Below are 22890 nucleotides of genomic sequence, written 5' to 3'. Positions count from 1 at the left end.
TTCAGGCAGTCACCAGCTTGTCCACAGCCTCCGCCATCGCCACGGCGCCTCGGTCGGACAGCAGGCGTTTGGCTTCTTTCAGCATCACCCAGTGGCGGTAGCGCTGCCCGATCTCTGGCCACTCGTCGAGTTGGCGCTCCACGCGCAGCGGGAACACTTCCACATTGATGATCGTGCGGCGAAGCAACTGCTTCACAGTCCGGTAGCTGCCGACCGGTTCCGGATGGACATGCCCCTCGACGCCCGCCTCTTCGAAAGCCTCCTGCGCTGCCGTCTCCTGCGGCGTCAGGCCTTCGATCAGCGAGCCTTTCGGGAAAATCCAGCGCCCGGTGCGCCGCGAGGTGATCAGGAGGAAGGCGCAACGCCCCTCGATCATCTGATAGGGCACTGCCCCATACTGCTTCTTTGACGCGCGCCGGGAGGAGCCGGAAGCGATGCGATCCATGAGCGTCAACGAAGTCATTGCAGTGATCCCACTTATCAACAGGGCGGAGACGGAGCAGAGGTCGTTCGGACACTGGCCCACCCCCAATTTTCTATGTCATTTTTTGTACTTGAAGCGTTTGGCAAGTCCAGAGTTCCAACGGGTTCGACTTTCCCCAGTTTCCACCCTCCCAGCGCACAACATCTGGTATTCACATCCAAGCGCTCGCCCAGCCCTTGACCCATGATCCGAGTCGCAGTCTATTGGTTATCACGCTGTGAACAACGGCCCGCCGGCATGAAGAAGCCGGTCACAAATCAAGACAGTAAGCGTTGGTGAGCCCAGTCGGATGATCCGTTGCGGATCCTTCCTCGGGTTGCCTTGGCATGGCGTAACGGGGGTTGCCGCAGGCGGCGGCAGGGGTAGCGGAAACGGTGGATTTACACTATATTTAGTGTTGCCAGCCACCATCAACACAACATACGGTCTGGATCATTCGATTCCATCACGAGACCGGATTTCGAGGGCTGGCCGCGCCATGAAGAGCGCCGCCGGAAGATGACAAATTGCGCCCGCCACGAAGACCGTCGGCAGGCACACCACGACAAGGACGAGGGACAATGCGCATCGAGCGGCGGTTTACTGAAGCGGGGCAATCGGCCTATGCGGCCATCGAATTCCGCAAGGCCATCAGCGAGATCAAGAATCCGGATGGCTCCGTCGTCTTCCGGCTCGCCGACATCGACGTTCCGGCGCAGTTCAGCCAGGTTGCGGCCGACATCCTCGCCCAGAAATATTTCCGCAAGGCTGGCGTTCCTGCCCGCCTGAAGCGCGTCGAGGAAAACGACGTGCCGTCGTTCCTGTGGCGTTCGGTCGCCGACGAGGCCGCCCTCGCCGAGCTGCCCGAGGACGAGCGCTACGGTTCCGAAACTGATGCGCGCCAGGTCTTCACGCGCCTTGCCGGCACCTGGACCTACTGGGGCTGGAAGGGCGGCTACTTCAATTCGGAAGAAGACGCCTCCGCCTTCATGGACGAGCTTGCCTACATGCTCGCCACGCAGCGCGTCGCGCCGAATTCGCCGCAATGGTTCAACACCGGCCTGCACTGGGCCTATGGCATCGATGGCCCCGGCCAGGGCCATTACTATGTCGACCCCTTCACCAAGAAGCTCGTCCAGTCGCAGTCGGCCTATGAGCACCCGCAGCCGCATGCCTGCTTCATCCAGTCGGTCGAAGACGATCTGGTCAATGAAAGCGGCATCATGGACCTCTGGGTCCGCGAAGCGCGCCTCTTCAAGTACGGTTCGGGCACCGGCTCCAACTTCTCCTATCTGCGCGGCGAAGGCGAAAAGCTGTCGGGCGGTGGCAAGTCGTCGGGCCTGATGTCCTTCCTCAAGATCGGTGATCGGGCAGCCGGCGCCATCAAGTCGGGCGGCACCACGCGCCGCGCCGCCAAGATGGTCGTCGTCGACATCGATCACCCGGATATCGAAGCCTACATCGACTGGAAGGTGAAGGAAGAGCAAAAGGTCGCCGCCCTCGTCACCGGCTCCAAGATCGTCGCCAAGCACCTCAAGACCATCATGAAGGCCTGCCTCAACTGCGAGGCCGACAATGGCGAGTGCTTCGACCCCAAGCTGAACTCGGCGCTGAAGCGCGCCATCAAGGATGCCAAGCGTGACGCCGTTCCGGAAAACTACGTCAAGCGCGTCATCCAGTTCGCCAAGCAGGGCTATACCGACCTCGACTTCAAGACCTACGACACGGACTGGGATTCCGAGGCCTATCTGACCGTCTCGGGCCAGAACTCCAACAACTCCGTCTCCATCAAGGACGACTTCCTGCGCGCTGTCGAAAGCGACGGCGACTGGAACCTGACCGCCCGCAAGGACGGCCGCGTGATGAAGACGCTGAAGGCGCGCGATCTGTGGGAAAAAATCGGCGAAGCCGCCTGGGCGTCCGCCGATCCGGGCCTGCACTTCAACACGACCATGAACGACTGGCACACCTGCGTGTCGGCCGGTGCGATCCGGGCGTCGAACCCGTGCTCGGAATACATGTTCCTGGACGACACGGCCTGCAACCTCGCCTCGCTGAACCTGTTGCAGTTCAAGGACGCGCAGACCAAGAACATCGACATCGAAGCCTATGAGCACGCCGTGCGGCTCTGGACGATGGTGCTCGAAATCTCGGTCATGATGGCGCAGTTCCCCTCGCGCCAGATCGCCGAGCTCTCCTACAAGTACCGCACGCTCGGCCTCGGCTACGCCAATATCGGCGGCCTGCTGATGACCTCGGGCATTCCTTACGACTCCAAGGAAGGCCGCGCGATCTGCGGCGCGCTGACCGCCATCATGACCGGCGTCGCCTATGCCACTTCGGCCGAAATGGCTGGCGAGCTTGGCCCCTTCCCGGGCTACAAGCCCAACCGCGAGCACATGCTGCGCGTCATGCGCAACCATCGCCGTGCCGCCCGTGGCGAGAGCACCGGCTATGAGAAGCTGTCGGTCAATCCAGTGGCGCTGATCCATGGCGACTGCCCGGACCAGACGCTCGTCACCCATGCGATCGCCGCTTGGGACAAGGCCGTCGAGCTTGGCGAGAAGAACGGCTACCGCAATGCCCAGTCGACCGTGATCGCGCCCACCGGCACGATCGGCCTCGTCATGGATTGCGACACGACCGGCATCGAGCCCGATTTCGCGCTGGTCAAGTTCAAGAAGCTCGCCGGCGGCGGCTACTTCAAGATCATCAACCGCGCCGTGCCGGAAGCGCTGCGCACGCTCGGCTATTCCGAAAGCCAAATCGCCGAGATCGAGGCCTATGCGGTCGGCCACGGCAATTTGAACCAGGCGCCGGCCATCAACCCCGGCTCGCTCAAGGCCAAGGGCTTCTCCGACGAGCAGGTCGAAGCGCTGAACGTCGCACTGAAGAGCGCCTTCGACATCAAGTTTGCCTTCAACCAATGGACGCTCGGTGCTGATTTCCTGAAGGAAAAGCTTGGTGTCACCGATGAGCAGATGAACGATTTCGAGTTCTCGCTGCTTGCCCATCTCGGCTACACCAAGAAGGAAATCGAAGCCGCCAACATCCATGTCTGCGGTGCGATGACGCTGGAAGGCGCGCCGTTCCTGAAAGATGAGCACCTGCCCGTCTTCGATTGCGCCAACCCCTGCGGCAAGATCGGCAAGCGCTATCTGTCGGTGGAAAGCCACATCCTGATGATGGCAGCGGCCCAGCCCTTCATCTCGGGTGCCATCTCCAAGACGATCAACATGCCGAACGAGGCGACCGTCGAGGATTGCAAGAACGCCTACATGCTCTCCTGGAAGCTCGCGCTGAAGGCGAACGCCCTTTACCGCGATGGCTCCAAGCTTTCCCAGCCGCTCAACGCCTCGCTGATCGAGGACGATGCGGACGAGGATGCCGATGAGGCGATCGAAGCGCTGATCGCCCAGCCGGCAGCAGCCCAAGCCGTCACCATCACGGAAAAGGTCGTCGAGCGCGTCATCGAGCGGCTCTACCGCGACCGCGAGAAGCTGCCGAACCGCCGCAAGGGCTACACCCAGAAAGCCGTCGTCGGCGGCCACAAGGTGTATCTGCGCACCGGCGAATTCGACGATGGCCGCTTGGGCGAGATCTTCATCGACATGCACAAGGAAGGCGCTGCCTTCCGCGCGATGATGAACAACTTCGCCATCGCCATCTCGCTCGGCCTGCAATACGGCGTGCCACTGGAAGAATATGTGGAGGCCTTCACCTTCACCAAGTTCGAGCCGGCCGGCATGGTGCAGGGCAACGACGCGATCAAGAACGCCACGTCGATCCTAGACTACGTGTTCCGCGAACTCGCCGTCTCCTATCTGTCGCGCCACGACCTCGCCCATGTGGATACGTCCGATTTCGGCAACACCGCACTCGGCAAGGGCGTGAAGGAAGGCAAGGCGCAGGCGATCTCGTCCGGCCTCACCCGCGGCCACAAGCTCACCATCGTGCAGCCGGAAACGCTGCGTCCGACCGGCGAGCCGAAAGGCGAAGCAACGGGCCCAGCCCCGGCACGCGTCGCCGCACCCACGGCGTCGATCTCCAACGTCACGGCCTTCTCGGGCACCAAGCAGCCGGCACCGCTCGCTGCCTCCCGCTCGACCGTGACGATGACCTCAGGCGCCGGCGCCGCAACCGCCTTCAAGCGCGATTTCGACGAGGCTCCGGAAGACCTCAATGCCGGCGTCATCGACAACGACGCCGCAACCGAGCTCTTCTCCGACAAGGCCGCCGAAGAAGCAGCCCGCGCCAAGGCCGACGCCAAGAAGGTCGAAGCCGACCGCCGCGCCAAATCGCTGATGCAAGGCTACACGGGCAACTCCTGCCCCGAATGCCAGAACTTCACGATGGTCCGGAACGGCACCTGCGAGAAGTGCGACACCTGCGGCGCAACGAGCGGCTGCAGCTGATTGGGCGCCGTGAAAAAGTCAGATCGGATACAAACGTTAGCCCGGCCGAAAGGTCGGGCTAACGCGTATCTGGGCGAAGCCCATTTCGTACGTCTCGTCCGATCGCCCTAGCCTTCGAAACACCCTCGCCCTACGTCAGCAGGCGATAAGCGGAGTTCAGGTCCATTCCCCACACCCCACCCAAAAGGCCCCAAATGAGCAAACGGATCGTTTTCACCGGCGGTAGCGGCAAGGCCGGGCGGCATGCCGTGGCCTATTTGAAGGCGCAGGGCCATACGGTGCTCAATGTCGATCTGAAGCCGCTCGACATCGAAGGCGTCAACACGCTGGAGGCCGACCTGACGGACAGCGGTCAGGTCTTCAATGCGCTTTCGATGCATTTCGGGTTTGACGACTTCGAGACCGGCAAGGGGCCGGCGCCGGTCGATGCCGTGGTGCATTTCGCGGCCATTCCGCGGGTGCTGCTGCAGCCGGACAACGAGACGTTCAAGGCGAACGTCACCTCGACCTACAATGTCATCGAAGCGGCCACCAAACTCGGCATTCGCAAGATCATCATCGCGTCCAGCGAAACCACCTACGGCGTCTGCTTTGCCGAGGGCGACAAGGACTACAAGCAGTTTCCGCTGGACGAGGACTACGACATCGATCCGATGGACAGCTACGGCCTGTCGAAGCTGGTGAACGAAAAGACCGGCAGGGCTTTTGCCGAACGCACGGGCGCCGACATCTACGCGCTGCGCATCGGCAACGTGATCGAACCGGAAGATTATGCCCGCTTCCCGGCCTTCCTCGCCGATCCGCTGTCGCGCAAGCGCAATGCCTGGAGCTACATCGACGCCCGCGATCTCGGCCAGATCGTGAATCTGTGCATCGCCAAGGATGGTCTGGGCTTCCAGGTGTTCAACGCCGTGAACGACGAGATCACGGCCAATGAACAGAGTGCAGAATTCCTCGCCAAATGGGCGCCGAACACGCCGATTACGCAGCCGATGGACGGGTTTGAAGCCCCCATCTCGAACGCGAAGATCCGAAAAGTGCTTGGCTTCAAGGAACAGCACAATTGGCGCCAATACGTGCCGGGCGCCGAACGGCAAGCCCACTAGGCTCACAACGCGGCAAGCCGCAGAAGGACGCCATGCTCGTGGCTCCATCTGCGGCTTGCGCGCCCCGACATTGACGGGTGCAGCGACCTTAAGGCCGCATCACCACCTTCACGCATCCGTCGGTTTTGTCCCGGAACGCCTTGTACATGTCCGGTCCTTCTTCCAGCGTTGCGTGATGCGTGATGACGAAGCTCGGGTCGATCTCGCCCTCCACCACCTTCTGCAGCAGCGGCTCGAGATAGCGGTGCGTGTGCGTCTGGCCCATCTTGAAGGTCAGCGCCTTGTTCATGGCCGGACCAAAGGGCAGATGATCCACCATCCCCACATAGACGCCCGGGATCGACAGCGTACCGCCCTTGCGGCATGAGAAGATCATCTCGCGCAGCACATGCGGCCGGTCGGTGCCGAGCATCAGCGCTGCCTTTGCCTTGTCCAGCATGGAATCGGCGCTGGCGCCCGCATCCGCTTCGGTGCCGACGCAGTCGATGCAGCTGTCAGGCCCGCGCCCGTCGGTCATCTCCATCAGCGCGTCGTAGACATTCACATCCTTGAAATCGAGCGTCTCCGCCTTGCCGTGCGAGCGCGCCATCTCCAGACGCTCCGGCACGGTGTCGATGGCGATGACCCGTCCGGCGCCGAGCATCCAGGCGCTCTGGATGGCGAACTGGCCAACCGGGCCGCAGCCCCAGATCGCGACCGTGTCGCCCGGCTCGATCTGCGCATTTTCAGCCGCCATGTAGCCGGTCGGGAAAATGTCGGAGAGGAACAGCACCTGATCGTCCGGCAGCCCGTCCGGCACCTTGATCGGACCGACATCGGCGAACGGCACGCGCAGAAATTCCGCCTGGCCGCCGGAATAGCCGCCGAGCATGTGCGAATAGCCGAAAAGACCGGAGGGCGAGTGGCCCATCACCTTGCGCGCCATCTCGGCGTTTCGGTTGGAGCGATCGCAGAGCGAGAACAGCTGCTTCTTGCAGAAGTAGCACTGCCCGCACGCCATGTTGAACGGCACGACGACCCGATCGCCCACCTGGAACTTCTTGACCGAGCGGCCGACCTCGATCACCTCGCCCATGGTCTCGTGGCCAAGAACGTCGCCCGATTCCATCGTCGGCATGTAGCCGTCCATCAGGTGGAGATCCGATCCACAGATCGCACAGGACGTCACCTTGATGATGATGTCGCCATCGTCTTCGATCGTCGGATCGTCCACCGAATCGCAGCGAATGTCGCCCTTGCCGTGCCAGCACAGTGCTCTCATCTGATCGTCCCTTCCTATCCATTGCTGGCCCCCGAACAGAGCGCTGCGACCGATGTTCCATTGGCCGGTCGATGGACGGGGACGCCGGCGGGCTCATCCACAGCGAGATCCCTGCATTTGCGGGCTGCCGACGCATTTTCATGGCGGCGTTAATCCCCGGGCAAGCGCTGCGGGCGACACTCACCTCCTTCCATTGCTTGGCGAGGTGTGACATGGCGCGGCGGAATTTTGGCAAAAGACGCAAGACCGCGAAGCGGTCGTTGGGCGGCCAGCTGCTTGCCAGGCTCGGTCAGAGCATGCAGCTTGGTATCGTCGCGCTTGCCGTCGTCGGTGGACACCATCTGCTGACCAGCGAGACCGGCGAGAAGCTCGTGACCGAGCTGGTGACGAAGCCGGCAAGCGAGGTCATCGCCCATGTTGAGACGGCACGCAGGCCCGCTTCGACCCAGCCTGGAATCCAGGCTACGACCTCGGCCAAGCCAAACCCGCCTATGCCGGTCCCTTCCGTTGACCGTCAGGCAACGACCGCTGCGATCGACAGGGACGCCGTTCGTCCCCCTGCCCCGATCCCGGCCGCCGTGCAGATCACCATGTGCGGCTCTGGGGCCCGCATCAACTGCGTGGTCGATGGCGACACGATCTGGCTTGGCGGACAAAACATCCGCATCGCCGATATCGACACGCCGGAAATCTTCAGCCCGCAATGCGCGGCCGAGCGCGAACGGGGCGAGCGGGCGGCCCGGCGCCTGCAGCAGCTCGTCAATGCCGGCCCGATAGAGCTGCGGAGAGGACTTCGCGACGAGGACCGCTATGGCCGCAAGCTGCGCACGCTGCATCGCGGCGGCCGCTCGCTCGGAGATATACTTGTCGCCGAAGGTCTCGCCCGCAAATGGGATGGCGCGAGGCGCGGCTGGTGCGCCTGATCCGCCCGTGACACCCGGCTGAATTTCATCGGTCCGAAGAAAAACCCCGCCCTTCGGTGAAGGACGGGGTTTCTGATAGTCCGGATAACGGAAGCGGCGTGGGTTACGCGGCTTCTGCTTCCCGCTCTTCGGCTTCGACGCGGGCGCGGTCTGCTGCACCCTTGGCGTCGACGTCGCGTTCCACGAACTCGATGACCGCGAGCGGAGCGTTGTCACCGGCGCGGAAGCCAGCCTTCATGATACGCAGATAGCCGCCGTGACGGTCTGCGTAACGCGAAGCGATCGCGTCGAACAGCTTGCGCACTGCGTCCTGGTCCTTGATCTGCGAGAGCGCCTGGCGGCGCGCATGCAGGTCACCGCGCTTGCCGAGCGTAACGAGCTTCTCGACGATCGGGCGGATTTCCTTGGCCTTCGGCAGAGTCGTGACGATCTGCTCATGGACGATCAGGGACACGGCCATGTTGGCGAACATCGCCTTGCGGTGGCTTGCGGTCCGGTTGAGCTTGCGGCCTGCATTGCGATGGCGCATGAGCCTTCTCCTTCAGGGGCGGATGGCACTTCGGCTCATCCGCAGTCTAGGGGTTAATACTGGTCTTCGTAGCGCTTGGCGAGATCGTCGATATTTTCCGGCGGCCAGGCGGGCACTTCCATGCCGAGATGCAGACCCATGGAGGCCAGCACTTCCTTGATTTCGTTCAGCGACTTGCGGCCGAAGTTCGGCGTACGGAGCATCTCCGCTTCGGTCTTCTGGATGAGATCGCCGATATAGACGATGTTGTCGTTCTTCAGGCAGTTCGCCGAACGGACCGAAAGTTCCAGCTCGTCGACCTTCTTGAGGAGCGCCGGGTTGAAAGCAAGTTCGGTGACGGCTTCTTCCTCGGTTTCCTTCTGCGGCTCGTCGAAATTGACGAAGACGCCAAGCTGGTCCTGGATGATGCGAGCGGCAAAAGCCACTGCGTCTTCACCCGTGACCGAACCGTCGGTTTCGATGGTCATGGTCAGCTTGTCGTAGTCGAGAACCTGGCCCTCGCGGGTGTTTTCGACCTTGTACGAAACCTTCTTGACCGGCGAATAGAGGCTGTCGACCGGGATGAGGCCGATCGGCGCGTCTTCGGCGCGGTTGCGGTCGGCAGGCACATAGCCCTTGCCGTTGGCGACCGTGAACTCCATGCGGATCTCCGCGCCCTCGTCGAGGGTGCAGATGACGTGCTCAGGGTTCAGGATTTCGACGTCGCCGACGGTCTGGATGTCACCAGCCTTCACGACACCGGGGCCCTGCTTGCGCACGACCATACGCTTGGTCTCGTCGCCATCCATCTTGATGGCGATTTCCTTGATGTTCAGGACGATGTCGGTGACATCTTCGCGAACGCCCGGGATAGAGGAGAATTCATGCAGCACGCCGTCGATCTGGACTGCCGTGACAGCAGCGCCGCGCAGCGACGACAGAAGCACGCGACGAAGCGCGTTGCCAAGCGTGAGGCCGAAGCCACGCTCGAGCGGCTCGGCGACAAGCGTCGCCTTGGTGCGACCCGAGGAGGAGAACTCCACCTTGTTCGGCTTGATCAGTTCCTGCCAGTTTTTCTGGATCATGGTTTTTCCTTTCGCATCCCGCCACCATCCAATCGTGGCGGGCAAGACGAAGAGCCGCAGAGGACCCGGGCCATCCCGGATCGTGCGGCATCGAAGAAGAGATGCTTAGACGCGGCGCTTCTTGCGCGGGCGGCAGCCATTGTGCGGGATCGGCGTCACATCGCGGATCGACGTGATCGTGAAACCGGCAGCCTGCAGCGCGCGCAGAGCCGACTCACGGCCCGAACCGGGGCCGCAGACTTCGACTTCCAGCGAACGCATTCCGTGTTCCTGCGCCTTCTTGGCGCAATCTTCCGCAGCCATCTGGGCAGCGAACGGCGTCGACTTACGCGAGCCCTTGAAGCCCTTGGCACCAGCAGACGACCAGGCAATAGCATTGCCCTGCGCGTCGGTGATGGTGATCATGGTGTTGTTGAACGTCGAGTTTACGTGAGCAACGCCCGACGAGATGTTCTTGCGTTCGCGACGGCGGACGCGTGCGGCTTCCTTGGCCATGGTCTTCCTTTCAGTCGATCTCTACGCCGCCGTAATACCAGCGGCTCCACCTTGGGGACGGGTAACGATCCGGAGCTGACAGAACGGCAAGCCGCCTCGCCGCCCCGGACGCCAATCCCGAAACTTACTTCTTCTTGCCGGCAATCGCCTTTGCCGGACCCTTGCGGGTGCGGGCATTGGTGTGCGTGCGCTGGCCGCGGACCGGAAGGCCACGACGGTGACGCAGGCCGCGGTAGCAGCCGAGGTCCATGAGACGCTTGATGTTCATCGAGGTCTCGCGGCGCAGGTCACCTTCGACCTGGTAGTCGCGGTCGATTGCCTCGCGGATCGCGAGAACTTCAGCGTCAGAAAGCTGGTTCACGCGGCGCTCTGCCGGAATGTTGTTCTTGGACACGATCTCGGCAGCCAGCTTCGGGCCGATGCCGTGAATGTACTGAAGCGCGATGATGACGCGCTTGTTGGTCGGAATGTTTACGCCTGCAATGCGGGCCATACCCAATTCTCCATGTTGCCCGGAGCGATCCGGTGCCGGCCAAGCCGGCTGTAAAGATTATCCGCGTCCGGTGGAGGCCGGCCCATGCGGATCATGAACTCATCTTCAAAAGGCCAAACGCTCGTCCATCCGGACGAGAGAATCCGACAATCGTGAAGGGATGCGGTGCCGTAGTCGAAAACGGAACCGGCGTCAACCGCCCGGCGCGATTCTCTTTGCAAGAACCGGGCCGAGCAGTCTGGTTTGGATCAGACGTTCGCGAGGATCGCTTCTATCTGGGCAGTCACGTCGTCCATCGGTGCCATACCATCCAGGGACTTCAGCTTGCCCTTGCAGTGGTAGTAGCCGATCAGCGGCGACGTTTCCTTGTAATAAGCCTGGAGGCGCGTCTGAACCGTTTCGGCCTTGTCGTCCGGTCGACGCTTGAACTCCGTCGAGCCGCACTTGTCGCAGACGCCCGGGTTTTTTGGCTGATGGTTCGTGTCGTGATAGCCCGCGCCGCAATTGGCGCAAGTGTAGCGTCCGGCAATGCGGTCAACCAGAAGCTCGTCGTCGACCCGCATCTCGATCACGACAGAAAGATCCAGCCCCTTTGCCGCCAGCATCTGCTCGACGGCATCGGCCTGCACCAGGGTCCGCGGATAACCGTCGAGGATGAAACCCTTGCGGCAATCGTCCTGATCGATCCGGTCGGACACGATCGCATTCACGATGTCGTCGGATACGAGCTTGCCCGCATCCATGACCGCTTTGGCGCGCTTGCCGACTTCAGTCTGGGCGGCGACCGCTGCACGCAGCATGTCGCCAGTTGAAAGTTGGGGAATGCCGTACTTCTCGACCAGCCGTTGAGCTTGTGTCCCCTTGCCCGCTCCCGGCGGTCCTAGAAGTATTAATCTCATCTCTTGCGCTTGCCTCCCCGCAGCTTGGACTTCTTGATGAGCCCCTCATATTGCTGCGCGATGAGATGCCCCTGAACCTGCGCTACCGTGTCGAGCGTCACATTGACGACGATCAGCAGCGATGTACCCCCGAGATAGAACGGAACGCCCGTCCGTGCGATTAGAAATTCGGGTAAGAGACAGACGACGACAAGATAGATAGCGCCGACGACAGTGATGCGAGTCAGCACGTAGTCGATGTAGTCCGCCGTACGCTCACCAGGACGGATGCCCGGGATGAAGCCGCCGTGCTTCTTCAAATTGTCCGCCGTATCCTTCGGATTGAAGACGACAGCCGTGTAGAAGAAGGCGAAGAACGCGATCATTGCAGCGTAGAGCAGCATGTAGAGCGGCTGGCCGTGGCCGAGCGTCGCCAGGATGGTCGTCGCCCATGGCGGCATCGTCGTCGTGTCGGAGAAGCCCGCAACCGTCGCCGGCAGAAGCAGGAGCGACGATGCGAAGATCGGCGGGATGACGCCGGCGGTATTGAGCTTCAGCGGCAGGTGCGACGTGTCGCCCTGGAACATCCGGTTGCCCACCTGGCGCTTCGGATACTGGATCAGAAGGCGGCGCTGCGCACGCTCGACGAAGACGATGAGCGCGATGCAGGCGATGGCGATCAGGATGACGGCGATGATGATGCCCGTCGACAGGGCGCCCGTGCGGCCGAGTTCCAGCGTGCCAGCGATTGCCGTCGGCATGGCGGCGACGATGCCCGCGAAAATGATCAGCGAAATGCCGTTGCCAATGCCGCGTGCCGTGATCTGCTCGCCGAGCCACATCAGGAACATCGTGCCGCCGACAAGCGTGATGACGGTCGAAATGCGGAAGAACCAGCCGGGATCGACGACAATCCCTGCCCCCGACTCAAGCCCGACGGCGATGCCGTAGGCCTGCAGCGTGCCGAGCAGCACGGTACCGTAGCGCGTGTACTGGTTGATGACCTTGCGGCCCTGCTCGCCCTCCTTCTTCAGCTGCTCGAGCGACGGCACGACCGACGTCATGAGCTGCATGATGATGGAGGCGGAAATGTACGGCATGATGCCGAGCGCAAAGATCGCCATGCGTTCGACAGCTCCGCCGGCGAACATGTTGAACAGCCCGAGCACGCCGCCCGCCTGCTGCTGGAAGGCCTGCGCGAAAGCGTCAGGATCCAGGCCCGGCAGCGGAATGAACGTCCCAAGCCGATAGACGAGAAGCGCACCAAGCGTGAACCAGATGCGCTTCTTCAAATCCTCGGCCTTGGCGAAGGCTGCGAAATTGAGATTGGAGGCGAGTTGTTCGGCTGCAGATGCCATGCAAATCTCCGCATGGTCGGCTTGTTTGAAAACCGCGCCGTAGTGCCGGCTGCGGAAAGCACGACCGTTCCACTTGATCGAAAGACCCGTTTATAGACGTACCCATGCCAGGTGAAGGTCGGCAATGAGCGCCGTCAAGGCCTCCGAGCGTCCCATTTGCCGCATGGCGCGAGAGCGCTAGTGGCGGTCGTCATATGGGATGATGGCCGCCCGATTGTAAGAACCGGGCGGCCGATCAAATCACTTGGTGTCGGCGTCGTTTTCAGCAGCGGCGCTCAGGAGCTTGACCGAACCGCCAGCCTTTTCGATCTTTTCGATCGCAGACTTGGAGGCACCGGCAACTTCGAGCGTCAGCTTGGCATTCAGGTCGCCATCGGACAGGACGCGAACGCCATCCTTGGAGCGACGGATGATGCCTGCGGCCTTCAGAGCTTCGACATCGACAGTCTTGCCGGCGTCGAGCTTCTTGGCGTCGACTGCGGCCTGGATACGGCCGAGCGAGACGACATTGAAGTCTTTGGCGAAGATGTTCGTGAAGCCGCGCTTCGGCAGACGACGATAGATCGGCATCTGGCCGCCTTCGAAGCCGTTGATGGCGACGCCCGAACGGGATTTCTGACCCTTGACACCACGGCCAGCGGTCTTGCCGCTGCCCGAGCCGATGCCGCGACCGACGCGCTTGCGCGGCTTGGTGGCGCCATCAACGTCATGCAATTCATTCAGTTTCATGATCTTCCTGCTCCCCGTCTCAGTTTTCTTCGACGACGCGAACGAGGTGAGAGACCGTCCGGATCATGCCACGTACCGACGGAGTGTCGACGAGCGTGCGGCGGCGGTGCATCTTGTTCAGGCCCAGGCCGATCAGCGTTGCACGCTGCTCTGCCGGACGGCGGATGGGGCTGCCGATCTGTTCGATCGTGATCGTCTTGCCCGACTGTGTCTCAGCCATGATGATGGCTCCCTTCAAAGATGGCCGGACGCTCTCCTGAGCGTCGACGGCTCAACCCAACTTATTCCTCGACGGCAGCCGTGCTGCCCGAAGCTTCGGCGCGGCGCGCCTGAAGCGTCGCGAACTTGATGCCACGCTGTGCAGCGATGTCCTTTGGGTGCATCTGCTTCTTCAGCGCGTCGAAGGTGGCGCGAACCATGTTGTACGGGTTCGACGAACCGGTCGACTTGGCGACGACGTCATGCATGCCGAGCGTTTCGAAAACGGCGCGCATCGGACCACCGGCGATGATACCCGTACCGGGCTTTGCTGCACGCAGCAGAACCTTGCCGGCGCCGTGGCGGCCATGCACGTCATGGTGCAGGGTACGGCCCGAACGCAGCGGTACGAAGATAAGATCGCGCTTGGCGCTCTCGGTTGCCTTGCGGATGGCTTCCGGCACTTCGCGTGCCTTGCCATGACCGAAGCCTACGCGGCCCTTCTGGTCGCCGACGACGACGAGGGCTGCGAAACCGAAACGACGGCCGCCCTTGACGACCTTGGCGACGCGGTTGATGTGGACGAGCTTGTCGACGAATTCGCTATCGCGCTCTTCATCGCGACCGCGGTTTTCGCGGCGTGCTTCTCTTGCCATTGTCCTTGTCCTTATTTTTTTGCGGTTTCAATCGGCAGATTGAGTTGAGATTAGAAGCTGAGACCGCCTTCGCGGGCAGCTTCGGCGAGGGCCTTGATGCGGCCGTGGTAAATGAACGAGCCACGGTCGAACACGACTTCCGTGACGCCGGCCTTGGTGGCGCGCTCCGCGAGGAGCTTGCCGACAGCGGCAGCAGCCGCCGTATCCGCACCCGTCTTCAGCGAAGTACGCAGATCCGTATCCAGCGTCGATGCCGATGCGAGGGTGTGACCCTTCGTATCGTCGATCAGCTGGGCATAGATGTTCTTCGACGAACGGTGAACCGACAGCCGCGGACGGCCGTTGGACACCTTCTTCAGCTGGCGGCGGACGCGTGAGGCACGACGCGTAAGGGTTTCTTTCTTGGTAGCCATCTTGGCAGTTCCTTACTTCTTCTTGCCTTCCTTGCGGACGATGCGCTCTTCCGCGTACTTCACGCCCTTGCCCTTGTAGGGCTCCGGCGAGCGGAATTCACGGATCTCCGCGGCGACTTGACCGACGCGCTGCTTGTCGATGCCGCTGATGATGATTTCCGTCGGCTTCGGGCAGGCGATCGAGATGCCTTCGGGCGTCTGATAGATGACGTCATGGCTGTAGCCAAGCGCCAACTGCAGATTCTTGCCCTGCATGGTGGCGCGATAGCCGACGCCGTTGATCTCGAGCTTGCGCTCGTAGCCCTTGGAGACGCCCAGCATGATGTTTTCGACCATCGTGCGGGACATGCCCCACTTCGAACGGGCGTTCTTGCTGTCGTCCATCGGAGTGACGACGACTGCGCCATCTTCCATCTTCACCAGCACTTCGTCGTTTGCAACGAAGCTGAGCTCGCCCTTGGGGCCCTTGGCCTTGACCGTCTGGCCTTCCACCGAGGCAGTGACGCCCGAGGGAACCTGAACGGGTTTCTTACCGATACGAGACATTGTTCAACCTGTCTTTCTCGTGTGGGGTACCTGGCGGCGTCTTAGAAGACGCTGCACAGGACCTCGCCACCGACGTTCTGTTCGCGTGCCTGATGGTCCGCCATCACGCCCTTCGGGGTCGAAAGAATGGTGATGCCGAGGCCGTTTGCGACCTGCGGGATCGACTTGACCGAAACGTAGACGCGACGGCCGGGCTTCGACACGCGAGCGATTTCGCGAATGACGGAACCGCCCTCGTGATACTTCAGCTCGATGGTGATTTCAGACTTGCCGTTGCCGAAGTCGGTCTCGGAATAGCCACGGATGTAGCCTTCCGACTCAAGGACGTCGAGCACGCGTGCGCGCAGCTTCGAAGCCGGCGTCGAGACGCTGGTCTTCTTGCGGCTGGCGCCGTTGCGGATACGGGTGAGCATATCGCCCAGGGGATCTGTCATGGCCATGTGCTCGTCTCCTTACCAGCTCGACTTCACAATGCCCGGCACCTTGCCGAGATTGCCGAGCTCGCGCAGCGCGATACGCGACATGCCGAGCTTGCGATAAAAGGCGCGCGGACGACCCGACACTTCGCACCGGTTACGAATGCGCGTCTTGGAACCGTTACGCGGCAGTTCGGCGAGCTTGAGGGTCGCACGGAAGCGGTCCTCGATCGGCAGTTCCTGGTTCTTCACGATCGCCTTGAGGGCCGCGCGCTTCTTGGCGTCCCGGGCCACCAGCTGACGCCGGCGCTTGTTCTTTTCGACTGCGCTGACTTTCGCCATTTCGCTTATCCTTCTTTACGCTTGCCGTTACGGACTATTGGCGGAACGGGAAGTTGAACTCTTTGAGAAGAGCCCGTGCTTCGTCGTCGTTCTTTGCCGTCGTGCAAACGATGATATCCATGCCCCACATCTGATCGACCTTGTCGTAGTTGATCTCGGGGAACACGATGTGTTCCTTGATGCCCATGGCGAAGTTGCCACGGCTGTCAAAGCTCTTCGGGTTCAGGCCGCGAAAGTCGCGAACGCGCGGCAGAGCCACGGTCACGAGGCGGTCCAGAAACTCATACATGCGGGTGCCGCGCAGCGTCACCTTGGCGCCGATCGGCATGCCTTCGCGGACCTTGAAGCCAGCGATGGACGTGCGTGCGCGGGTGATGACCGGCTTCTGACCTGCGATTGCCGCGAGATCGGCAGCAGCGACCGAAGGCTTCTTGGAATCGCCCGTCGCTTCACCGACGCCCATATTGATCACGATCTTGTCCAGACGCGGGATCATCATGTCGTTCGCGTAAGAGAACTGCTCGCGCAGTGCGGCGCGGATGCGCTCGTTGTAATCGGTCTTGAGCCGCGGCTCGTACTTTGCCTCAGCCATTGATCGTATCTCCGGAACGCTTGGCGACACGAACCTTCTTGTCGCCGTCAATCTTGAAACCAACACGGGTCGCCTTGCCGTCCTTCGGATCGGCAAGCGCCAGGTTCGACAGGTGGATCGAGGCTTCCTTGGTGATGATGCCTGCTTCCTGCGTCTGGGTCTGGCGTTGGTGGCGCTTCACCATGTTGATGCCGCGCACGATTGCGCGATCGTCTTTCGGCATCACCTGGAGGACTTCGCCGGTGCGGCCCTTGTCCTTGCCGGTGATCACAACGACGCTGTCGCCTTTACGGATCTTTTGCATCGTGGTCTCTCCTTAAAGCACTTCAGGCGCCAGCGAGATGATCTTCATGTGGCTCTTGGCGCGAAGCTCGCGCGGAACAGGGCCGAAGATACGCGTGCCGATGGGCTCTTTCTTGTTGTCGATAAGAACGGCTGCGTTCTTGTCGAAGCGGATGACGGAACCGTCCGAACGACGGATATCCTTGGCCGTGCGAACCACGACCGCCTTCATGACATCGCCTTTCTTGACGCGCCCGCGCGGAATTGCTTCTTTTACCGAGACGACGATGATGTCGCCGATAGAAGCATATTTCCGCTTCGAGCCGCCCAGCACCTTGATGCACATGACACGACGAGCGCCGGAATTATCGGCGACGTCGAGGTTTGTTTGCATCTGAATCATGTCAGACCGCCTTTTCCTTCAATCGGCGAGGAGGCCGTGCCACCCTCGCCTTCTGGCATTGTTGTTATTCGTGCTGGCGCGCTTCTGACGCGCCTTGCGGCAATCGTCAAGCCGACGATTATTCCGCAGCGTTGGAAACGACGGTCCAGCGCTTGTCTTTGGAGATCGGCGCGCACTCCTGGATGGAGACGAAGTCGCCGGTCTTGAACTGGTTGGTCTCGTCATGCGCCTTGTACTTCTTGGACCGGCGAACGGTCTTCTGAAGCAAGGGATGCGCGAAGCGACGCTCCACGAGGACCACGACGGTCTTCTCGTTCTTGTCGCTGACGACGGTGCCCTGCAGAATGCGTTTCGGCATTGTTCTTGGTCCTTTAGGCCTTGGCTTCTGCCGCCAGCTTCTGGCGGGCAATTGTCTTGATGCGTGCGATGTCGCGACGGATCTCGCGAACGCGCGAGGTCTTTTCAAGCTGGCCGGTAGCCCGCTGGAAGCGCAGGTTGAACTGCTCCTTCTTCAGCTTGGCAAGTTCGTCGTTCAACTGGTCGGCGCTCAGCGCACGGACGTCTGTCGATTTCATTGTCCGTCTCCTTAATCGGCGATGCGCTGTACGAAGCGCGTCTTGACCGACAGCTTGGCGGCGCCGAGGCGAAGAGCCTCACGCGCGATTTCTTCCGAAACGCCATCGATCTCGAACATGATACGGCCTGGCTTGACCTTGCAGGCCCAGTAGTCGACCGATCCCTTACCCTTACCCATGCGGACTTCCGTGGGCTTGGAGGTGACCGGCACATCCGGGAACACCCGGATCCAGACGCGACCAGCACGCTTCATGTGACGGGTGATCGCGCGGCGAGCCGCTTCGATCTGACGCGCATTGACGCGGTCCGGTTCTTGCGCCTTCAGGCCGAAAGAACCGAAATTCAGGTCAGAGCCGCCCTTGGCCACGCCCTTGATGCGGCCCTTGAACTGCTTGCGGTACTTCGTACGCTTTGGCTGCAACATAGTCTTATTCTCCGAATTCTCGAACCGCGCTTATGATCACGCGTTCTCGCGGCGGCGCTGGCCACCCTGATTATCGCCTTCCAACGCGCGACGCTCCGAAGCCATCGGGTCATGCTCGAGGATCTCGCCCTTGAAGATCCAGACCTTGATGCCGCAGATGCCGTAAGCCGTGTGAGCCTCGGCCGTGCCGTAGTCGATATCGGCGCGCAGCGTATGCAGCGGCACGCGGCCTTCACGGTACCATTCGGTGCGCGCGATTTCCGCGCCGCCCAAACGACCGGCCGACGTGATACGGATACCTTCGGCGCCAAGACGCATGGCAGACTGAACGGCGCGCTTCATGGCGCGACGGAATGCCACACGACGCTCGAGCTGCTGAGCGATCGACTGAGCGACCAGCGTCGCATCGGTCTCAGGCTTGCGCACTTCGACGATGTTGAGGTGCGTTTCCGAGTTGGTCATCTGCGAGAGGCGCTTGCGCAGCTTCTCGATGTCCGCGCCCTTCTTGCCGATGATGAGGCCCGGACGCGCAGCATGGATCGTGACCCGGCACTTCTTGTGCGGACGCTCGATCACCACCTTCGAAATCGCAGCCTGCTTCAGCTCATCCATGATGAACTTGCGGATCTTCAGATCCTCATGAAGCAGCTTGGAGTATTCGGCGTTGTCGGCGAACCAGCGGCTGTCCCAGGTACGGTTGATGCCGAGGCGAAAGCCGATCGGATTGATTTTCTGACCCATACTTAAGCAGCCTTCCCGGTTTCTTCGACTTCGCGCACCACGATGGTCAGGTGCGAGAACGGCTTCTCGATGCGGCTCGCGCGGCCACGGCCACGAGCGTGGAAACGCTTCATTGTGATCGACTTGCCGACATGAGCTTCCGCGACGATCAGCTGGTCGACGTCGAGGTCGTGGTTGTTTTCGGCGTTTGCGATGGCAGACTGAAGCGTCTTGCGGACGGTTTCAGCGATGCGCTTGCGCGAAAACTCGAGATCGGCCAGAGCCCGCTCGACCTTCTTGCCGCGGATCATGGCCGCAACGAGATTGAGCTTCTGGGGACTGACGCGGATCGTGCGCGCAACTGCCTGCGCCTCGTTATCCTTGAGCCGGCGTTCGGCTTTGGCCTTGCCCATTGTTACTTCCTCTTCGCCTTCTTGTCCGCGCCGTGACCGTAGTAGGTCCGCGTCGGAGCGAATTCGCCGAACTTGTGTCCGACCATGTCTTCCGAAACTGATACCGGAATGTGCTTCGCGCCATTGTAGACACCGAAGGTCAGACCGACGAACTGCGGCAGGATCGTGGAGCGACGGCTCCAGATCTTGATCACTTCGCTGCGTCCGCCTTCGCGCACCTTCTCAGCCTTCTTGAGAAGATAGCCGTCAACAAACGGACCTTTCCAAACTGAACGAGCCAATTGAGACTTCCTCTCTTACTTCTTGCGCTGGTGGCGCGAGCGCATGATGAACTTGTCGGTCGACTTGTTCGACCGCGTACGCTTGCCCTTGGTCGGCTTGCCCCAGGGCGAAACCGGGTGACGACCACCCGAGGTCCGGCCTTCACCACCACCATGCGGGTGGTCGACGGGGTTCATGACGACGCCGCGGACATGCGGACGCTTGCCGCGCCAGCGGGTGCGACCAGCCTTGCCATCGTTGATGTTGCCATGGTCCGGGTTCGAGACCGCGCCGACGGTGCCGAGGCACAGGCCCGACACGAGGCGCTGCTCGCCAGAGTTCAGGCGAAGGATCGCCATCCCCTGGTCGCGGCCCACGAGCTGAACGTAGGTGCCTGCCGAACGGGCGATCTGACCACCCTTCTCCGGCTTCATCTCCACATTGTGGACGATGGTGCCGACCGGCATGTTCTGAAGCGGCATGGCGTTGCCAGGCTTCACGTCCACAGCCTTGTTCGACGAGACGACCCTGTCGCCGACAGCCAGGCGCTGCGGAGCCAGGATGTAGCTCAGCTCGCCGTCATCGTACTTGATGAGTGCGATGAATGCCGTGCGGTTCGGGTCGTATTCGAGACGCTCGACCGTTGCCGATACGTCGAACTTGCGACGCTTGAAATCGACCATGCGGTACGAACGCTTGTGACCACCGCCCTGGTAGCGCGCAGTGATGCGGCCGGCGTTGTTACGGCCGCCCTTCTGCGAAAGGCCTTCCGTCAGCGTCTTGACCGGCTTGCCCTTGTAGAGGGCGGAGCGATCGACGATGACGAGCTGGCGCGTGCTCGGCGTGATCGGATTGAAACTCTTCAATGCCATTTTCTTGTTTCCTTACGGTTCCGGTCGCTCAGGCGCGCCTCAGAGGCCCGTCGATACGTCGAGGGTCTGACCCTCGGCGAGCGTGACGATTGCCTTCTTGACGTCGCTCTGGCGGCCCTTGATGCCACGGAACCGCTTGACCTTGCCCTTGCGAAGCAGCGTGTTCACCGCCTTGACCTTGACGCCGAACAGCGCCTCGATCGCAGCCTTGATCTCCGGCTTGGTAGCCTTCTTTGCGACATTGAACACGACCTGGTTGTTGTCCGAGGCCATCGTTGCCTTTTCGGTGATCGCCGGTGAAACGATCACGTCGTAGTGACGAAGATCAGTCATTTGAACCGCTCCTCAAGCGCTTCGACAGCCGACTTGGACAAGACGAGCTTGCCGCGACGCAGGATGTCGTAAACATTGATGCCCTGTACCGGCAGAATATCCACGTTCGGGATGTTCTTGGCCGCAAGGCGGAAATTGCTGTCCAGGTCGGCGCCGCCGATCAGGAGTGCGTTCGTCAGGCCGAGCTTGCCGAAAGACTCCAGGAGGCCCTTCGTCTTTGCTTCCTTCGCGACGAAATCGTCGATGACGATCAGGTCTTCCGAACGAAGCTTAGCCGACAGCGCATGCTTCAGGCCGAGCGCACGAACCTTCTTGGGAAGGTCATGGCCGTGGCTGCGAACAACCGGGCCGTGAGCCTTGCCGCCGCCGCGGAACTGCGGAGCGCGTGCCGAGTGGTGACGTGCGCGGCCGGTGCCCTTCTGGCGGTACATCTTGGCGCCGGTGCGGGAAACTTCCGAACGGCCGAGCGCCTTGTGAGTGCCGGCCTGCTTCTTGGCAAGCTGCCAGCGAACGACGCGCTGCAGGAGATCGGCGCGGGGCTCCAGGCCGAAAACGGCGTCCGAGAGCGAAACCGTGCCGGCCGAGCTGCCGTCAAGAGTGGTGACGTTGAGATCCATTACTCGGCTCCCTCATTCGTAGCTTCAGCGGTCGCACCATTCGACGCCGAACGCAGTGCTGCCGGACGCGGAGCCGCTTCCGGGATCGGCGACTTGATGGCATCGCGAACGAGGATCCAGGCACCCTTGGAGCCGGGAACGGCGCCCTTGATGAGGATCAGGCCGCGGTCGACATCCGTCGAGACGACTTCGAGGTTCTGGGTCGTGACGCGCGTCTGGCCCATGTGACCAGCCATGCGCTTGCCCTTCCAGACGCGGCCCGGATCCTGGTTGGAACCGGTCGAACCGTGCGAACGGTGCGAGACCGAAACGCCGTGAGTTGCACGCAGACCACCGAAGTTGTGGCGCTTCATGGCACCGGCGAAGCCCTTACCGATCGTGGTACCGGTCACGTCGACCAGCTGGCCGGCAACGAAGTGCTCGGCCGTCAACTCGGCGCCGATATCGATCAGATTGTCTTCGCTGACGCGGAACTCGGCCAGCTTTGCCTTCGGCTCGACATTTGCAGCGGCAAAATGGCCGCGCAGTGCCTTCGTCGTGTTCTTGACCTTCTTGAGGCCGACGCCAAGCTGGACGGCTGCATAGCCATTCTTCTCGACGGTCCGCTGAGCAACGACCTGGCAATTGTCGAGCTTGAGGACTGTTACCGGGATGTGGTCGCCGGCGTCGTTGTAGACCCGGGTCATCCCTACCTTTTGTGCAATCACACCTGAACGCATCGGTTCATTCCTTTTAGAGGAGTCGTTCGTTCATCCGGCGCTCTCAGGCGCCTTGGATGGTCCAGACCGACTCTTAAAGCTTGATTTCGACGTCGACGCCGGCAGCCAGGTCGAGCTTCATCAGCGCATCGACCGTCTGGGGGGTCGGGTCGACGATGTCGAGAAGACGCTTGTGGGTACGCATCTCGAATTGCTCGCGGCTCTTCTTGTCGATGTGCGGCGACCGGTTGACCGTAAACTTCTCGATCCGCGTCGGAAGCGGAACGGGACCACGGACATTGGCACCCGTGCGCTTGGCGGTCGAAACGATCTCACGCGTGGAGGCATCGAGAATCCGATGATCGAACGCCTTGAGGCGGATACGGATATTCTGGCCGTTCATTCGAATTCATC

Annotated in this window: 32 protein-coding genes; 3 read left to right on the top strand and 29 right to left on the bottom strand. The window is 61.6% G+C overall.

Annotation, left to right across the window (positions count from 1 at the left end; genetic code table 11):
- Window position 1: 1 nt before the first annotated feature.
- Window positions 2-463 (bottom strand): NUDIX hydrolase, encoded by a 462-nt coding sequence (locus PU133_RS11400; protein ID WP_404861791.1) that lies wholly within the window; start codon window positions 461-463, stop codon window positions 2-4.
- A 581-nt stretch (window positions 464-1044) separates the two neighbouring features.
- On the opposite strand from PU133_RS11400, the gene PU133_RS11395 reads away from it, so the two are divergent.
- Both PU133_RS11395 and PU133_RS11390 read left to right on the top strand, forming a co-directional pair.
- On the top strand, window positions 1045-4878 hold the full coding sequence (locus PU133_RS11395) for a vitamin B12-dependent ribonucleotide reductase (RefSeq protein ID WP_404861790.1): 3834 nt from the start codon (window positions 1045-1047) through the stop codon (window positions 4876-4878).
- A 194-nt stretch (window positions 4879-5072) separates the two neighbouring features.
- On the top strand, window positions 5073-5984 hold the full coding sequence (locus PU133_RS11390) for an NAD-dependent epimerase/dehydratase family protein (RefSeq protein WP_404861789.1): 912 nt from the start codon (window positions 5073-5075) through the stop codon (window positions 5982-5984).
- An 88-nt stretch (window positions 5985-6072) separates the two neighbouring features.
- On the opposite strand, the gene PU133_RS11385 is transcribed toward PU133_RS11390, so the two are convergent.
- A complete protein-coding gene (locus PU133_RS11385) occupies window positions 6073-7245 on the bottom strand; it encodes a zinc-dependent alcohol dehydrogenase (RefSeq protein ID WP_404861788.1) in 1173 nt (390 codons plus the stop codon).
- 296 nt (window positions 7246-7541) lie between these two features.
- On the opposite strand from PU133_RS11385, the gene PU133_RS11380 reads away from it, so the two are divergent.
- The gene (locus tag PU133_RS11380; RefSeq protein ID WP_404861787.1) at window positions 7542-8168 is read left to right on the top strand and encodes a thermonuclease family protein; all 627 of its coding nucleotides are present in this window, start codon (window positions 7542-7544) and stop codon (window positions 8166-8168) included.
- A 103-nt stretch (window positions 8169-8271) separates the two neighbouring features.
- On the opposite strand, the gene rplQ is transcribed toward PU133_RS11380, so the two are convergent.
- The 27 genes from rplQ to rpsJ all read right to left on the bottom strand — a co-directional run bounded on the left by rplQ (window position 8272) and on the right by rpsJ (window position 22879).
- Window positions 8272-8697: a 50S ribosomal protein L17 gene (gene rplQ / locus PU133_RS11375; RefSeq protein ID WP_126010271.1), complete on the bottom strand. Its 426-nt coding sequence runs from the start codon at window positions 8695-8697 to the stop codon at window positions 8272-8274.
- Between the two features lie 53 nt (window positions 8698-8750).
- Window positions 8751-9761 (bottom strand): DNA-directed RNA polymerase subunit alpha, encoded by a 1011-nt coding sequence (locus tag PU133_RS11370; protein WP_126010270.1) that lies wholly within the window; start codon window positions 9759-9761, stop codon window positions 8751-8753.
- Between the two features lie 105 nt (window positions 9762-9866).
- Window positions 9867-10256: a 30S ribosomal protein S11 gene (rpsK, locus tag PU133_RS11365; protein ID WP_126010269.1), complete on the bottom strand. Its 390-nt coding sequence runs from the start codon at window positions 10254-10256 to the stop codon at window positions 9867-9869.
- A gap of 124 nt (window positions 10257-10380) precedes the next feature.
- Window positions 10381-10749 (bottom strand): 30S ribosomal protein S13, encoded by a 369-nt coding sequence (gene rpsM / locus PU133_RS11360; RefSeq protein ID WP_126010268.1) that lies wholly within the window; start codon window positions 10747-10749, stop codon window positions 10381-10383.
- 248 nt (window positions 10750-10997) lie between these two features.
- The gene (locus PU133_RS11355; protein WP_404861786.1) at window positions 10998-11648 is read right to left on the bottom strand and encodes an adenylate kinase; all 651 of its coding nucleotides are present in this window, start codon (window positions 11646-11648) and stop codon (window positions 10998-11000) included.
- Complete coding sequence (gene secY / locus PU133_RS11350) at window positions 11645-12985, bottom strand: preprotein translocase subunit SecY (protein ID WP_404861785.1); 1341 nt, start codon at window positions 12983-12985, stop codon at window positions 11645-11647. The genes PU133_RS11355 and secY overlap by 4 nt, the downstream gene beginning before the upstream one ends.
- 240 nt (window positions 12986-13225) lie before the next feature.
- Entirely contained in the window at window positions 13226-13714 is a 489-nt protein-coding gene (rplO, locus tag PU133_RS11345) for a 50S ribosomal protein L15 (RefSeq protein WP_126010265.1), read from the bottom strand.
- A gap of 19 nt (window positions 13715-13733) precedes the next feature.
- Window positions 13734-13934, bottom strand: a complete 201-nt coding sequence (gene rpmD / locus PU133_RS11340) for a 50S ribosomal protein L30 (RefSeq protein WP_126010264.1) — start codon at window positions 13932-13934, stop codon at window positions 13734-13736.
- Window positions 13935-13995: 61 nt separating this feature from the next.
- Window positions 13996-14568, bottom strand: a complete 573-nt coding sequence (gene rpsE, locus PU133_RS11335; protein ID WP_126010263.1) for a 30S ribosomal protein S5 — start codon at window positions 14566-14568, stop codon at window positions 13996-13998.
- Between the two features lie 50 nt (window positions 14569-14618).
- Complete coding sequence (rplR, locus tag PU133_RS11330; RefSeq protein ID WP_126010262.1) at window positions 14619-14981, bottom strand: 50S ribosomal protein L18; 363 nt, start codon at window positions 14979-14981, stop codon at window positions 14619-14621.
- 12 nt (window positions 14982-14993) lie between these two features.
- On the bottom strand, window positions 14994-15527 hold the full coding sequence (gene rplF, locus PU133_RS11325; RefSeq protein ID WP_126010261.1) for a 50S ribosomal protein L6: 534 nt from the start codon (window positions 15525-15527) through the stop codon (window positions 14994-14996).
- A 41-nt stretch (window positions 15528-15568) separates the two neighbouring features.
- Complete coding sequence (gene rpsH / locus PU133_RS11320; protein ID WP_126010260.1) at window positions 15569-15967, bottom strand: 30S ribosomal protein S8; 399 nt, start codon at window positions 15965-15967, stop codon at window positions 15569-15571.
- A 12-nt stretch (window positions 15968-15979) separates the two neighbouring features.
- Window positions 15980-16285 (bottom strand): 30S ribosomal protein S14, encoded by a 306-nt coding sequence (gene rpsN, locus PU133_RS11315; protein WP_126010259.1) that lies wholly within the window; start codon window positions 16283-16285, stop codon window positions 15980-15982.
- Between the two features lie 34 nt (window positions 16286-16319).
- Complete coding sequence (rplE, locus tag PU133_RS11310; RefSeq protein ID WP_404861784.1) at window positions 16320-16877, bottom strand: 50S ribosomal protein L5; 558 nt, start codon at window positions 16875-16877, stop codon at window positions 16320-16322.
- Window positions 16870-17181: a 50S ribosomal protein L24 gene (gene rplX / locus PU133_RS11305; protein ID WP_126010257.1), complete on the bottom strand. Its 312-nt coding sequence runs from the start codon at window positions 17179-17181 to the stop codon at window positions 16870-16872. The genes rplE and rplX overlap by 8 nt, the downstream gene beginning before the upstream one ends.
- A 12-nt stretch (window positions 17182-17193) precedes the next feature.
- Window positions 17194-17562, bottom strand: a complete 369-nt coding sequence (gene rplN / locus PU133_RS11300) for a 50S ribosomal protein L14 (protein WP_126010256.1) — start codon at window positions 17560-17562, stop codon at window positions 17194-17196.
- A gap of 118 nt (window positions 17563-17680) precedes the next feature.
- Window positions 17681-17920, bottom strand: a complete 240-nt coding sequence (gene rpsQ, locus PU133_RS11295) for a 30S ribosomal protein S17 (protein WP_404861783.1) — start codon at window positions 17918-17920, stop codon at window positions 17681-17683.
- Between the two features lie 13 nt (window positions 17921-17933).
- A complete protein-coding gene (gene rpmC / locus PU133_RS11290; protein WP_126010254.1) occupies window positions 17934-18137 on the bottom strand; it encodes a 50S ribosomal protein L29 in 204 nt (67 codons plus the stop codon).
- Window positions 18138-18148: 11 nt separating this feature from the next.
- Window positions 18149-18562: a 50S ribosomal protein L16 gene (gene rplP, locus PU133_RS11285; RefSeq protein ID WP_126010253.1), complete on the bottom strand. Its 414-nt coding sequence runs from the start codon at window positions 18560-18562 to the stop codon at window positions 18149-18151.
- A gap of 36 nt (window positions 18563-18598) precedes the next feature.
- Window positions 18599-19303, bottom strand: coding sequence for a 30S ribosomal protein S3 (gene rpsC, locus PU133_RS11280; RefSeq protein ID WP_126010252.1), 705 nt, complete (start codon window positions 19301-19303; stop codon window positions 18599-18601).
- A 2-nt stretch (window positions 19304-19305) separates the two neighbouring features.
- A complete protein-coding gene (rplV, locus tag PU133_RS11275) occupies window positions 19306-19695 on the bottom strand; it encodes a 50S ribosomal protein L22 (protein ID WP_126010251.1) in 390 nt (129 codons plus the stop codon).
- A 2-nt stretch (window positions 19696-19697) separates the two neighbouring features.
- On the bottom strand, window positions 19698-19976 hold the full coding sequence (gene rpsS / locus PU133_RS11270; RefSeq protein ID WP_126010250.1) for a 30S ribosomal protein S19: 279 nt from the start codon (window positions 19974-19976) through the stop codon (window positions 19698-19700).
- A 15-nt stretch (window positions 19977-19991) separates the two neighbouring features.
- A complete protein-coding gene (rplB, locus tag PU133_RS11265) occupies window positions 19992-20828 on the bottom strand; it encodes a 50S ribosomal protein L2 (protein WP_404861782.1) in 837 nt (278 codons plus the stop codon).
- A 39-nt stretch (window positions 20829-20867) separates the two neighbouring features.
- On the bottom strand, window positions 20868-21161 hold the full coding sequence (locus PU133_RS11260; RefSeq protein ID WP_126010248.1) for a 50S ribosomal protein L23: 294 nt from the start codon (window positions 21159-21161) through the stop codon (window positions 20868-20870).
- Window positions 21158-21778: a 50S ribosomal protein L4 gene (gene rplD, locus PU133_RS11255; RefSeq protein ID WP_126010247.1), complete on the bottom strand. Its 621-nt coding sequence runs from the start codon at window positions 21776-21778 to the stop codon at window positions 21158-21160. Before rplD ends, PU133_RS11260 begins: the two co-directional genes overlap by 4 nt.
- The gene (gene rplC, locus PU133_RS11250) at window positions 21778-22497 is read right to left on the bottom strand and encodes a 50S ribosomal protein L3 (protein WP_126010246.1); all 720 of its coding nucleotides are present in this window, start codon (window positions 22495-22497) and stop codon (window positions 21778-21780) included. The genes rplD and rplC overlap by 1 nt, the downstream gene beginning before the upstream one ends.
- Before the next feature lie 73 nt (window positions 22498-22570).
- Window positions 22571-22879 (bottom strand): 30S ribosomal protein S10, encoded by a 309-nt coding sequence (gene rpsJ, locus PU133_RS11245; RefSeq protein WP_099868158.1) that lies wholly within the window; start codon window positions 22877-22879, stop codon window positions 22571-22573.
- Window positions 22880-22890: the final 11 nt, after the last annotated feature.

The sequence above is a fragment of the Georhizobium sp. MAB10 genome (assembly GCF_045012825.1).
Lineage (GTDB): Bacteria > Pseudomonadota > Alphaproteobacteria > Rhizobiales > Rhizobiaceae > Georhizobium > Georhizobium profundi.
The sequence above is the reverse complement of the archived record's forward strand: the minus strand, read 5'-3'. Positions and strand labels throughout refer to the sequence as shown.